Source organism: Parviterribacter multiflagellatus (genome assembly GCF_056863265.1).
The window spans coordinates 478198-490853 of record NZ_JBXPIZ010000003.1; the positions used below are offsets into that span (position 1 = coordinate 478198).

Below are 12656 nucleotides of genomic sequence, written 5' to 3' on the forward strand. Positions count from 1 at the left end.
ATCCCGGAAGGCCGTCCTTGACTCCTCTGAGGTCCCTCCGCGTCGCGTCCGCGGCGCTGCTGGTCGTCATCCTCGCCGTGCTCGCCGCGGTCGCCCCCGCGCACGCAGCGTCCGGCCCACCGCCGCCGCCGGTCGACCCGCGCGTGATCGCCGGCGTCCACACGGATGCGGTCGCGCCGTTCGTCGACACGGTCGAGGGGGAGCCGCGGCTCGTGCTCGCCTCCCGCGCCGACGTCGACGGCCAGCACGGCAAGCGCTTCGCCGCGAGCGACGTCCTGTTCCACCTCGAGGACAACGCGAAGGCGACGGTGCCGCCCGGCTTCGCCTTCTTGGGGCCGGCCGGCTCCACGACGTGGATCGCCCCGATGACGCAGCAGGCGGGCGTCCTGTGGCCGGGTTTCAGCACCGAGGCCCTCCCCACGGGCGTGCTCGACGGCGACGCCGTCGACCTGCGGCTGGAGGCGGTCCGCGGCCCCGGCACGTTCCACCTCTTCACCGTCGGCGCGTTCGGCACCGCGACCCAGTTGCTGACCGTCGGCGGACCCGCCTGGCGGCTGAGCACGAACCAGCACGTCCACGCCAACTGGGCGTTCTCGGCGGCCGGGCGGTACGAGCTGACCTTCCGCGCCGACGCGAAGATCGGCGGCAGGGCGGTCAGCGGCACCGCGACCTACGCGTTCCACGTGAGCGCGCTGCCGGAGGCGGCGCCCACGACGACGGCGCTGGAGGCCGACCCGGCGCGGCCGGCGCTCGGTGACGACGTCGCGCTGACCGCCACCGTCGCGCCCGCAGAGGCCGAGGGCTACGTCGAGTTCCTCGACGGCGACGCCTCGCTCGGGCACGCGGCCGTGAGCGGCGGCACGGCACGGCTGGTCACCGGCGCGCTCCCGCTCGGCGAGCGCTCCGTCACGGCGCGGTTCACCCCGAAGGCGTCGCGCACCCACGCGCCGTCGACCTCCGCGCCGCGGACCGTCACGGTCGTGGCCGAGAGCGGCGGCGACGCGTTCGAGATCGCCGGCGTGCGCTCGTCGTACGCGTCGGGCGAGACGCTCACCGCCCGCGTGCGCGGGTGGACGCTGCAGGAGGGCCAGTCGTACCGGTGGACGATCCGCCGGGACGAGCAGGACACCGAGTACGTGATGACCGACGTCGCCGGCGGGACGGCCGCGGAGGGCACCCTCGTGCGTGAGCTGACGACCGCGTACGACGGCTACGAGATCCGCGCGTCGCTGCGTGGGCCCGGACTCGACGGCAAGGTGACCACGCTCCAGCGGACCCCGTTCGTGCGGCTCGTCGTCGCCGGGCCGGACCGTGGCTCCGGTCGGGCGATCGACGTGACAGGCCTGCCCACCGGCCCGGTGCACTCGGGCGACAAGGTCGAGCTGGCGACGAGCGCGCAGCTCGACGCGGGCGAGCGGTTCGTGTGGGTCACGCGCTACGCGCGCATCCACGCGGCTTGGAACAGGCACGCCGAGGGCGAGGTGCGCGGCACCGGGCCCTGGGGGATCGCGACCGTCGGCTCGGGCGACCGCGAGTGGGCGCTGCAGATCCGCGCCGCCGATGGCCGGGTGCTGGGCCAGTCCGCGCCGCTGCTGCTGTCCGTCAAGGCCCGCGAGATCCAGCTCGCGGGGCTGCGCAGCATCCACCGCGTCGGTGACACGCTGCGCGCGAGCGTCTCCGTCTGGCCCGAGCTTCCGGGCGCGACCTTCGCGTGGCACCTCGAGGGCGAGTCCATCGGCGGCGCCACCGGGACGAGCATCGAGATGCCCGTCACCGCCGACCTGCACGGCAAGTACCTGAGCGTCGACGTCAACGCCGGCAACGGGTTCACCGGCGTCCACGCCTGGGCCGGCTCTGCGAGCCGGCGGATCGCCGTGACGGATGCGGCGCCTGGCGAGCAGGTCCTGATGTTCGATGCGCTCGCCGGCCACTACCACCAGGGCGGCACGATCGCGCTGCGGCTCAACGCGGACCCGGCGGCGTCGGACACCGACACCGTGCGGTGGGAGTGGAAGCGCCGCGGCGACGCGGACTTCCGCCCGGTGCCGGGCGCGTCGGGCTTCGCGCACGACGTGGTCGCCGAGCAGGGGCTGGACGGCACCGAGATCCGCGCGACGCTCCTGACCGCCGGCGGGGAGGAGCTGGCCACGACCGAGGACCCGGTGACGATCCACGTCGACGACCACGGCGCGGCGGCGAGGCAGCAGGTCTCGATCGACGGCGCGTCCGGCGGCCACGTCGCGGGCGACCGCGTCGAGCTGCGCGCGAGGGTCGAGCCCGGCACCGCGCTCGACCGCTACCGGTGGCTCGTGCAGAAGCCGGGCGCCGCCGAGCCCGAGGTCGTCGAGGGCGAGCACGGAGCGACGTACGCGTTCACGGCGACGGAGGCGCTCGACGGCGCGCAGGTGCGCGTCGCGGTCGCGTACGGCGACGGGACCGTGGCCTACGGGCCGTCGGCGCCGGTGACGCTCGCGATCGCTCCCGCGCCGCCGGTCGACGAGGAGCCGCCGCCGGGTGACGACCAGCAGCCGCCGGCGGCGGACGACGGCCACGGCCAGACGCCTCAGACGCCGCCGCCCGCGGCTTCCGCGCCCGAGCCGGCCGCGCCGTCTGCCATCCCGGCGCCGCCGGCGGTGGAGCGGGGCGACCGCTCCCGCACCGCCGCCGCCGGGCCGCGCGTCGCCCGGCTGGCCGCCCGCCGCACGCTGGGCGGCCGCCGCTCCGCCGTCGTGGCCCGCGTGACGTGCCCGGCCGGCGGCGCCGCGTGCCGGGCGCAGGCGCCGCGTCGCGTCGCCGTCCGCGTCGCGGGCAGGCGCTTCACCGCCCGCGTCGAGCTGGCCCGGACGATCCGGGCCGGCCGCCGTGCGGCCGTGCGCGTCGTGCTCTCCCGCGCCGCGGCCCGCCGCCTGGCCGGCCGGCGGGCCGCCGTGTCGGTGCCGGTGACCGTGACCGCCGGCGGCCGCCGCGTGCGCACGACCGTCCGCGTCGTGCTCGCCGGCTGACCCTCTTCACGACCCCGAACCTGGAGGATCCCCAGTGAGAAGAACGCTGCTCGCAGCGTGCGCCGTGCTCGCCGCCCCGCTCATCGCTCCGATGACCGCGGCGGCGCAGGGCCTGCCCAACCACGAGCGCCACGTCATGTCCGTTGGGCACGCGGACGTCCTGCACATCACCTCGCACGTGGACCACTTCCACGTCGAGGTGGAGGACGACACGGGCGACGCGCCGGTGACGCGCAAGCTCACCGACGTGCTCCTGCACGCCAAGCCGGAGTCGCGCATGGAGGTGCCGGATCTGCCGGCGTTCGCGTTCCTCGGCGACCCCGGTGATCCCGTGTGGATCCTGCCCGAGGTCCAGAACCCCGACCTGCTGTGGCCCGGCTGGAACACCGAGGGCGTGCTCGCGTCCGAGTTCCCCGACAGCACGCTGAAGCTGCGGCTGCTGAGCGTCGCCGGCCCGGGCGAGGTGAGCGTCTTCACCGAGGGTCCGATCGGCGATCCGAACGTCATCTTCGACAGCGGCAAGGCGCTCCCGCAGACGGCGGAGATCCTCAGCCGCACCCACACGCACGTCAACTGGGCCTTCGAGGCCGAGGGCGTGTACTCCCTGCAGGTGCAGGTCGAGGGCCGGCTGGCCGACGGGCGCACGATCACGTCGCGCGCGCACGAGATGCGCTGGTTCGTGGGCGACCTGGCCGACCTCCCGCCCGACGCGCCGGAGACCAGCCTGGGCATCGCCGGGCTGGCCGAGCGCTACACCGCGGGCGACGCCGTGACGCTGACGGCCCGGCAGCAGCCGGAGACCGCGCACACCGACGTGCGCTGGACGCGGACGTGCGCAGACGGCGTCGCGGCGCCGGCCGGGACGGGCGCGACGGTGACGTTCACCGCCGCCGTCGAGCACGACGGCTGCCGCGTCGCGGCGACGCTGCACGCGGCGGACGGCAGGCAGGTCGCGGCCGCGCCCGCGGTGACGCTCCGCGTGGCGGCCGCCGGCGGCAGCACGCCGCCCGCGCCGGCGCCGGCGCCGCCCCCGTCCGCGACGACGACCCCGCTGCCGGTGCGGCCGGCCGTCGTGCGCGAGACCGCGCTCCTGCGCGCCGGGGGCCTGCGCGTGGCGACGCTCGTCGCGCGCGGCCGCACCGCCGTCCCCTGCCGCCTGGCCGCGGCGGGCCGGTGCACGGTGCGCCTGACGGTCTCCGCCGCAGCGGCCCGCACGCTCGGCCTGCGCGTCAAGCGCGGCGCGACCCGCCACGTCCTGGCGACCGGCACGCGGCGCGCGTCGCGAGCCGGCACCGCGCAGGTCACCGTGCGCCTCACGCGGGCGGCGCGCCGGGCGCTCCGCCGCGCGGCCAAGCTCCCGGCCATCCGCGTCGACGCGACCGCGACGCTCACCGACGGCACCCGCCACACCGACCGCGCGTCGCTGCCCGCCTCGCGCCGCCGCTGAGGCAACCACGCTCCCGCGCCCGCCGGCCTTGGTGCCGGCGGGCGGCCGCGTGGCTAGAGCTGGCCGAGCAGCACGAGCCAGGCGCACAGCGCCGCGCCCGCGCCGGCAAGCAGGACGATCGTCGTCCGCCGGCGTCGCGCGATGCCGGCGGCGAGGCTCGCTGCGCTCACGACGACGCTCGCCACGCCGACGACGACGAGCGCCCGCGCCGTTCCCGCCTGGGCACAGCCCTCGCCTGGGCCCGTGTTGCACTCCACCCAGGCGAAGACCGGCGCGAGCACCGCCGCCGCACACGACGCGACCACGAGCACCGCGCTCAGGATCGGCAGGCGGCGTCGGTGCTTGGCGCCCACGCGGCGGCTACTCCACCGAGTCGTCGCGCGTGACGAAGATCTGCTGGCCGACCGCGAGGCCACGGGATGATCGGTTCGGGCGTGGCCTGGCTCGCCACGCGAGGGTTCTTGACGCGCGGTCACCCGTGCGCGAGGTCGACGCCGAGCCACACGATCGCGAGCGAGACCAGGAAGACGCCGCCCTCCAGCGCGTGCCACGCGGGGCGCTTCATGTGGAGGCCGATCAGCGCCGCGGCGAGCACGACCAGCGCGAGCTTGACGTGGAGGACCCCGTCGTCCCAGCGGTCGTACTCGCCCGCCATCGCGATGCCGGTGGCGACCAGCACGACGAGCGCCACGAGCGAGCCGACGCCGAACCGGCGGGCGATCGCGCGCAGGCCCTCGCGGTCGCGGTCGCGCAGGGCGGGGACGACGGCGGCGACGAGCACGAGCTGCCCGCCGACGAAGAACGCCATCGCGAGCAGGTGCAGCCAGCGGGTCGCTTCCATGCGGGTGAGGGTAAGCGTGGACGGCCGGGGTAGGTTGGCTCCATGGCCGACCACGACGACGAACGCGGCGCCCCGATCGCCTACACCGTCCTCGCCGCGGGGACGCCGGTCGTGACCGCCGACGGCCACGAGATCGGGAAGGTCGCGGCGGTCCGCGCGGACGAGGCGAAGGACATCTTCGACGGGCTCGTCGTCCGCTCCCACCACCACCGCGACGAGCGCTTCGTCGACGCGCCGGAGGTCGGCGACATCTACGAGCGGCTCGTCGTCACGACGCTCACCCAGGAGCAGGCGCAGAACCTGCCCAAGCCCGAGCCCGGCCCGGCGATCATCGACGTCGACGCCGACACGGTCGCGGGGGAGGACCCGCCCGGCCCCGCCCGCCGGGCGTGGGACCGCCTCACCGGCGCGGACTGACCCCGCGCCGACGGCTAGGAGCCGGCGAGCTCCAGCGCCACCGGCTCGCCGTCCAGCGCGTTGAGCGCCTTCTCGACGGAGGCGGAGATGCAGGTGAAGGTCGGGGTGTCGCGGAGCGTGTACATCGACGACTCGGTCGTGCGCAGGCGCTGGACGAGGTCGAGGAAGTCGGACGGCTCGTCGGTCTCGAACGCGACGACGAACTCCTGGTCGTCGAGGCCGAACGAGTAGGAGGTGTTCAGGTCGACGCGCGGGAACTCCTTGCCGACCTTGATGTGCTCCTGCATGATCCGCCAGCGTTCCTTGGCGTCGAGGTTGTACCAGGCGCGCGTCTTCACGAACGGGTACACGAAGAGGTACTTGGCGTGTGCGGGTCGAACCTCGAGACGGGACTCGTCGGAGTACTCCGACTCCTTCGTCATCGCCAGGAACGAGTAGGGGATCGAGGTCCACTTCATGAGGTCGCTCTGGCCCAGCACGACGTGGAAGTCGTGGATCGTGTCGAGGTTCACCGACTGCGACAGGAGCATGAGGTCCGCGTCGCCGCGGGTGCCCACCAGGCTGAAGGCCCGGAGGAGGTGGTCCTCCGCGAAATCGGCGCACGCGGCGGCGAACTCGCGCTTGCCCTGGGCGCGCTGCTCGGGGTCGAGGCGACGCCAGGCGGGATCGAGCTTCAGGAACGTGTACTTGACGAACTGGCGGGACGGCACTTCGAAAAGGATAGTGCTGCGATAGGCTCGCGCCGTGCGGATCGCTCTCGTCTCCCCCTATTCCTGGACGTATCCGGGGGGCGTGACCCGTCACATCGAGGCGTTGGCCGAGGAGCTCCTCGGCCAGGGACACGAAGTACGCGTCCTCACGCCCGTCGATCGGGACACGCGTGCAGTTCGCTGGCTCCATGCGGGCGCAGCGCCCGCGCCGCGTGCGCTCCCGCCGTATGTCATCCCGCTCGGGGGCACTGCCGGTGTACCCGCGAACGGCGCAGTCTCGAACCTCGCGATGACGCCAAGTTCGGTCGCCCGGCTGCGCCACGAGCTGCGCACCGGCGGCTACGACGTCGTCCACGTCCACTCGCCCGACGCGCCCGCGATCGGGTGGGACGCGGTGATGTCGACCGACGCGCCCGTCGTCGTCACCTCGCACGCGTACACGCCCAGCCGCCGCTCGGCGCTCTTCATGAACGCGATCGGCGCCAGTCGCATGCTCAACAAGGCGGCGATCCGCATCGCCGTCAGCGACGCGGCCGCCTGGTCGCTCAAGCGCTGGCACGGCGGCGAGGCGCGGATCATCCCGAACGGCGTCCACGTCCCGGCCGACCTCGACGCGCTGCGCGCCGCCGCGGGGCCGAAGGACGAGGGCGTGCTCGACATCGCGTTCGTCGGTCAGGCCGTCGAGCGCAAGGGGCTGCCGGTCCTGCTGCGCGCCTTCGAGGCGCTGCGCGACCACGTCGACGCCAAGCTCACCCTCGTCGGGCCGACGCACGAGGAGATCGCGCCACTGCTGCTCGACGACCGCGGCATCACCGCGCTCGGCAAGGTCGACGACGTCGAGAAGTCCCGCGTGCTCGCGCGCGCGGACGTGCTCGCCGCGCCGTCGCTCGGCGGCGAGAGCTTCGGCATGGTGCTGACCGAGGCGTTCGCGCACGCGACGCCCGTCGTCGCCTCCGACATCGCCGGCTACCGCGACGTCGTGCGCGACGGCAAGGACGGCGTGCTCGTCCCGCGCGCCGACCCGGCCGCGCTGGCCAACGCGCTGCGCGACCTCGCCCTCGACCGCCCGCGCCTGCGCGCGATGGGGGCGACCGCCCGCGCCGACGCCGAGCGCTACGCCTGGCCGCGCGTCGCCCGCGAGGTCGCCGGCGTCTACGAGGACGCGATAGCGCAGACGCAGGCCCAGGAGGCCGCGCAGACCGCGACGAGCCGCCTCACCACCCGCTTCGGCCTGACGCCCGTCGACGGCGCACCTGCCGCGACCGCGCTGCCGCGGTACGCGCCGACCCTCGAGCCGCGCCCGACCCGGGAGGAGCGCGGCCGTCGCGCGCCGCTCGCCGTGCTCAAGCGCGCCGCGATCGTCCTCGTCGCGCTCGCGACGCTGGCCGGCGCCGTCGCCGCGCTCCAGCACATCGGCTTCGAGGCGATCGGCAACGCGCTGCTCGCCGCCACCCCGATCTGGGTCATCGCCGGCCTCGGCATCATGTGCGCCTCGATGGTGCTCCGCGCCGTCGCGTGGCGGGCGATCCTCAGCGCCGCCATGCCGGACGCGCGGGTCAAGTACGCCGACGCGCTGCAGGGCACGTTCATCGGCGTCTTCATGTCCGCCACGCTGCCGGCCCGCCTCGGCGAGCCCGCGCGTGCGCTGATCGTCGCGCGCCGCCTCGGGCGCCCGCGCGAGCGGCTCCCCACGGTGCTCGGCACGATCATCTCCCAGACGCTGCTGAACGTCCTCGCGCTGCTGATCCTCGGCGTGACGATGCTCTCCACCGTCGACCTCTTCCGCAACAACCACGCGCTGGTCGGCGTGACCATCGCGCCGATCGTCGTGCTGGCCGCGGTGCTGGTGCTGCCGGCGATCTCGCGCAACGGCGGGGCGAAGGCGGTCACGCGCGCGCTCGAGCAGGTGCGGGCAGGCCTGAAGGTCTTCCGCCGCCCGAAGCTCGGCGCGACCGCGGTGGCGATGCAGCTGTCGGCGTGGGTGCTGCAGGCGCTCTCGTGCTTCGTACTGCTCGTGGCGCTCGGCCTCGAGGACACGGCCGGCTTCGGCGCCGCGGCGGCGGTCCTCTTCGCGGTCAACGTCACCGCGGTGCTGCCCGCCACGCCGTCGAACCTCGGCGTCTTCCAGGCGGCCTGCGTGCTCGTCCTCGGCGCCTACGGCGTGGGCAAGGCCGACGCGCTGGCGTACGGGATCATCCTGCAGGCGGTGGAGATCGCGACCGCCGTCGTCATGGGCGCTCCGGCCCTCGTGAAGGAGGGCGTCTCGTGGCGGGACGTCCGCCTGCGGGCGCTCCATGCGACACCGGTCACACTCGCACCGATTCCGGGGGAGTCGAGAGCCACCAGCGGGTAAGGACCCCGCTTGATGGCACTCGACGTACACGACGAGCAGATCGCAGAGCTCCAGACCACGGCCGAGCGCGTGGAGCGCTTCCGCATGGTCCACGAGGATGCGGTGCGCGATCTGCGCGAGAAGATCGCCCAAGCGCGGGCGGCCGGGTTCGATCACGAGGAGATCGACCAGGCCATCCGTCGCGCGCGGGACAGCGTCCGGAGGTTCGGGCGCGTCTCAGCTGCCGAGTAGGACGACGCACCGCGGGGCAGGGGGCCTCGACGTTCGGAGCCGCCGCCGGGAGCGACGGTTCCGGATGGTGCTGCCCTACGCCGCGAGCGCCTGGCGCACCAGCTCCAGCACGCCGTCCCGGCTGCGGGCGACGGCGAGGAAGCGGGCGCCGTGGCAGAAGACGGCGTCCTCGACGCCGGTGACCTCCGCCAGCTCGGCCGCCTGCAGGCCGCCCCACGGCTCCGGCAGCGGCTTGCGGTTGACGAACGTCCCGAGCTCCTCCGGCACCGCCTGCACGCCCCAGCCGTCGGTCTTGGGGTACACGACGTAGAGCGCCTCGGGCGCGCCGGTGACGACCGGCTCGTGCCACGGGAGCGGCTCGTCGAGCACGACCACCCGCGGGTCGTCCGCCGCGGCGATGGCGGCGAGCACGCGCTCGTGGGCGCGCGAACGCGACAGCGCCGACGCGATGCGGCGCTCGAGCACGCCGCGCGCGAGGTCGACGGCGGCCCGGAAGCGCTCCAGGCGATCCTCTGGCGACGTCGGCTCGTCCCAGTCGGGGTTGAACTGGTCGACGAGGTCGGTGAGGTCCATCGGCCGCAGCGAGCCGATCAGCGGCTTGGTCAGCGACACGCCGGTGTCGATGGCGTCGATCCCCTGCACCAGGCGCTCGTCGACCTCGGCCGCGGCCCGCTCGTTACCGCCGCACAGCGCGGTGCCGTGCGCGCGCCACACGAGCCCGAAGGACGCGTAGGGGATGCCGTTGGCGCGCTCCCCGGCGCCGCCCTTCTGGTGGTGGTCGAAGTCGCTCGTGGCGGGGTCGTCGCGCAGCCCGACGTCGACGCGTGCGTCGCACGCGGCGAGCACCTCGCGGTCGCGCGTGCGCACGATCTCGAGGGGCTCGTCGGTGGTGAGGCTGAGAGCCGCGACGGCGAAGACGTCGTCGGCGTGGAATGACCCGTCGTGCGTGGCGACCTTCATGGTCCCCACACCCTAGGAACCTCCGGCGCGCGCCGGCGCCGGAGGTCCGTGGCGCCGCTTACGCGGCGTCGCGGAGGGAGGTGAGGTCGGCGTTCGCCGCGAGGTGGCGCAGGGCGCGCTCCTCGATCTGGCGGGTGCGCTCGGCGGAGACGCCGAGGACCTTGCCGGCCTGCCCGAGCGTGTGCACCTTGCCCTCGCGGTTGCGGCCGAACCGCAGCTCGATGACCTGGCGCTCCGCGTCGGGGAGCTTGGCGACGGCCTGCTCGAGCGCCTCGGACTGCCAGGCGTCGGCGACCTCCTCCTCGGGGGAGGGCTGGTCGGAGGCGAGCAGGTCGCCCAGGCTGGTGTCGCCCTCGTCGCCGACCTCCTTGTCGAGGCTGGCCGGGGCGGTGTCGGCGGACTTGAGCTCGCGGATCTCCTCGACGGTGAGGTCGGCGGCGGACGCCAGCTCCTCGTCGGTCGGCTCGTGGCCGAGCTTCAGCGTGAGCTCACGCTCGATCCGCGCGATCTTGCGCGCCTTCTGGGACATGTGGACGGGCAGCCGGATGGTCCGGCTCGTGTTCTCCAGCCCGCGCTGGATCGCCTGGCGGATCCACAGCGTGCCGTACGTGGAGAAGCGGAAGCCCTTGCGCCAGTCGAACTTCTCGGTGGCGCGGATGAGGCCCAGGATGCCCTCCTGCACGAGGTCGCCGATGGGCAGGCCCTGGCCCTGGTACTTGCGGGCCACGGAGACGACGAGGCGGAGGTTGGAGTTGATCATGCGCTCCTTGGCCGCGAGGTCGCCGCGCTCGATGCGCTTGGCGAGCTCGATCTCCTCGGCGGGAGTCAGCAGCGGCCAGCGGCGTGACTCGGCCAGGAGCTGGGCCAGGGGGTCGACGGTGGTGTCAACGGTCTGCTCCGTGGGGCGCAGACGCTTCGGGGTCGCGGTGGTGGACAAGGCTCTCCTCTCTGGATGGAGGTACGCGGCGGGCGTACGAGCCGTCTGTCGGGATCCGGGGCGCACCGGATGCAGGGCAGCACAGACAATGTAGTTGATCTAGCAACTACTGTGTGTGCGCTGCGTCACCGAAGCGTTGGAGGCCGATCGCTGCGACGAGGTCGAGCGCGGCGGCGTCCGGTGAGCCGGGTGCGGCCGTGTACACGATGATACGCAGGTCGCTCCCGCGGACGGTCATCACGTCGCAGTCGAGGGTGATACGTCCCACGTCCGGGTGGTGGATGACCTTCCTGCTGGCCTGGCGCGGTGCCACTGGTCGCTCCTGCCACAGCGCCTCGAAGCGCGGGCTGGCCTCGCGCAGGTCGGCGATGAGCGTCGTGAGGCGCTCGTCGGCGGGGTAGCGGCCCAGCGCGTCGTGCAGATCGGCGACCATCTCGCGCTCCAGCCGCTCCTGCTCGGTGGCCGTGTGCGGGATGCGACCGTGGTCGGGGCGGACGAACGCGTTCCACGCGACGGTGCGCTCGCGGGCCGCCACGGCGCTGAAGTCGCCGAGCAGCGCGGCGGCGAGCGGGTTCCACGCGACGATCTCCGACGCCGCGTCCAGGACCATCACGGGCACGTCGGTGAGCCGGTCCAGGATGCGCTGGATCGAGGGGGTGACGTGGCGGCGCATCGTCTGCGTCGGCGGCGGCGCCTGGCCGGCGACGCGGAAGAGGTGCTCGCGCTCGGCGTCGTCGAGCCGCAGCGCGCGGGCGAGCGGGTCGATGACCGAGGGCGACGGGCTCGTCGCGCGCCCCTGCTCGAGCCGCGCGAGGTAGTCCACCGAGAGCCCGGCGAGGTGCGCGACCTCCTCGCGCCGCAGCCCGGGCGTGCGCCGGTTCGTGCCCGCGGGCAGGCCCGCGTCGGCGGGCGTGAGGCGCTCGCGCCAGGTGCGCAGGCAGGCGGCCAGCTCGTCGGTCTGCATCGTCGCTCCATGATGCCGCGCGCGACGGTCCCGAGGGTCGCCCTGCGAGTCCCAGGCTGCGGCGGTCCTTGCCCGCACCGGTCCGCCGTCCCACGGTGACGGGCATGTCGAAGATCCTCATCACCGGGGCCACGCGCGGCCTCGGCCACGAAGCCGCCCGCCGCCTGATCGCCGCCGGCCACGACGTCCTGATCGGGGCGCGCGACGCCGAGCGCGGCCGCGCGGTCGCAGACGAGCTGGGCGCCGCGGGCACCGTCGCGCTCGACGTCACCGACGACGCGTCCGTGGCGGCGGCCGCCGCGTCGGTCGACGCACTCGACGTGCTCGTCAACAACGCGGGCGTGCTCGGCACCACCGCCGCGGTCACCGACACCACGCCGGACGACCTGCGCTTCGTCTACGAGACCAACGTCCACGGGGTCGTGCGCGTGATCCGGGCGTTCCTCCCGCTGCTGGAGCGCTCCGCAGCGCCGGTGATCGTCAACGTCTCGAGCGGGCTGGGCTCGATGACGGCCACCGCCGACCCCCACCGCATCGAGAACACGGTCAGCAACCTGCCGTACACGTCGTCGAAGTCGGCGCTGAACATGATCACGACGCAGTACGCCCGCGCCCTCCCGCGCTTCCGCATCAACGCGGTCGACCCCGGCTACACCGCGACGGACTTCAACGGCCACTCCGGCCACCAGACCGTCACCGAGGGCACCGACCAGATCGTCGCGATGGCGCAGATCGGCCCCGACGGGCCGACCGGCACCTACACGGACCGCCACGGCGTCGTGCCGTGGTGAGGC

The 12656-nt window shown here is 74.4% G+C and carries 12 protein-coding genes; 6 read left to right on the plus strand and 6 right to left on the minus strand.

Annotated features, from left to right (window positions below; translation table 11 throughout):
* The first annotated feature begins 17 nt into the window (after positions 1-17).
* Together AC1UE5_RS09190 and AC1UE5_RS09195 are read left to right on the plus strand one after the other, a co-directional pair.
* The gene (locus AC1UE5_RS09190; protein WP_482922373.1) at positions 18-3002 is read left to right on the plus strand and encodes a choice-of-anchor M domain-containing protein; all 2985 of its coding nucleotides are present in this window, start codon (positions 18-20) and stop codon (positions 3000-3002) included.
* A 34-nt stretch (positions 3003-3036) separates the two neighbouring features.
* Positions 3037-4449 (plus strand): choice-of-anchor M domain-containing protein, encoded by a 1413-nt coding sequence (locus tag AC1UE5_RS09195; protein WP_482922375.1) that lies wholly within the window; start codon positions 3037-3039, stop codon positions 4447-4449.
* Between the two features lie 53 nt (positions 4450-4502).
* On the opposite strand, the gene AC1UE5_RS09200 is transcribed toward AC1UE5_RS09195, so the two are convergent.
* Together AC1UE5_RS09200 and AC1UE5_RS09205 are read right to left on the minus strand one after the other, a co-directional pair.
* Complete coding sequence (locus AC1UE5_RS09200) at positions 4503-4802, minus strand: hypothetical protein (protein ID WP_482922377.1); 300 nt, start codon at positions 4800-4802, stop codon at positions 4503-4505.
* 119 nt (positions 4803-4921) lie between these two features.
* Positions 4922-5290, minus strand: a complete 369-nt coding sequence (locus AC1UE5_RS09205; RefSeq protein ID WP_482922379.1) for a hypothetical protein — start codon at positions 5288-5290, stop codon at positions 4922-4924.
* 42 nt (positions 5291-5332) lie between these two features.
* Here AC1UE5_RS09205 and AC1UE5_RS09210 point away from each other — a divergent pair, with 42 nt between their 5' ends.
* Complete coding sequence (locus AC1UE5_RS09210; protein WP_482922381.1) at positions 5333-5707, plus strand: hypothetical protein; 375 nt, start codon at positions 5333-5335, stop codon at positions 5705-5707.
* 14 nt (positions 5708-5721) lie between these two features.
* Here AC1UE5_RS09210 and AC1UE5_RS09215 read toward each other — a convergent pair whose 3' ends face one another.
* Complete coding sequence (locus AC1UE5_RS09215) at positions 5722-6417, minus strand: chlorite dismutase family protein (protein WP_482922383.1); 696 nt, start codon at positions 6415-6417, stop codon at positions 5722-5724.
* A gap of 82 nt (positions 6418-6499) precedes the next feature.
* Between AC1UE5_RS09215 and AC1UE5_RS09220 the strand changes: the two genes are divergently transcribed.
* Positions 6500-8770, plus strand: a complete 2271-nt coding sequence (locus AC1UE5_RS09220) for a lysylphosphatidylglycerol synthase domain-containing protein (protein WP_482922385.1) — start codon at positions 6500-6502, stop codon at positions 8768-8770.
* Positions 8771-8782: 12 nt separating this feature from the next.
* Complete coding sequence (locus AC1UE5_RS09225; RefSeq protein ID WP_482922387.1) at positions 8783-9001, plus strand: hypothetical protein; 219 nt, start codon at positions 8783-8785, stop codon at positions 8999-9001.
* 75 nt (positions 9002-9076) lie between these two features.
* Here the strand turns inward: AC1UE5_RS09225 and AC1UE5_RS09230 are convergent, their stop codons facing one another.
* The 3 genes from AC1UE5_RS09230 to AC1UE5_RS09240 all read right to left on the minus strand — a co-directional run bounded on the left by AC1UE5_RS09230 (position 9077) and on the right by AC1UE5_RS09240 (position 11862).
* Positions 9077-9961 (minus strand): MYG1 family protein, encoded by an 885-nt coding sequence (locus AC1UE5_RS09230; protein WP_482922389.1) that lies wholly within the window; start codon positions 9959-9961, stop codon positions 9077-9079.
* Positions 9962-10019: 58 nt separating this feature from the next.
* Positions 10020-10898 carry a sigma-70 family RNA polymerase sigma factor gene (locus tag AC1UE5_RS09235; protein ID WP_482922391.1) on the minus strand — a complete coding sequence of 293 codons (879 nt, stop codon included), beginning with the start codon at positions 10896-10898 and terminating at the stop codon, positions 10020-10022.
* Between the two features lie 106 nt (positions 10899-11004).
* A complete protein-coding gene (locus AC1UE5_RS09240; RefSeq protein WP_482922393.1) occupies positions 11005-11862 on the minus strand; it encodes a helix-turn-helix transcriptional regulator in 858 nt (285 codons plus the stop codon).
* A gap of 104 nt (positions 11863-11966) precedes the next feature.
* On the opposite strand from AC1UE5_RS09240, the gene AC1UE5_RS09245 reads away from it, so the two are divergent.
* Positions 11967-12653, plus strand: coding sequence for an SDR family NAD(P)-dependent oxidoreductase (locus tag AC1UE5_RS09245; protein ID WP_482922395.1), 687 nt, complete (start codon positions 11967-11969; stop codon positions 12651-12653).
* Positions 12654-12656: the final 3 nt, after the last annotated feature.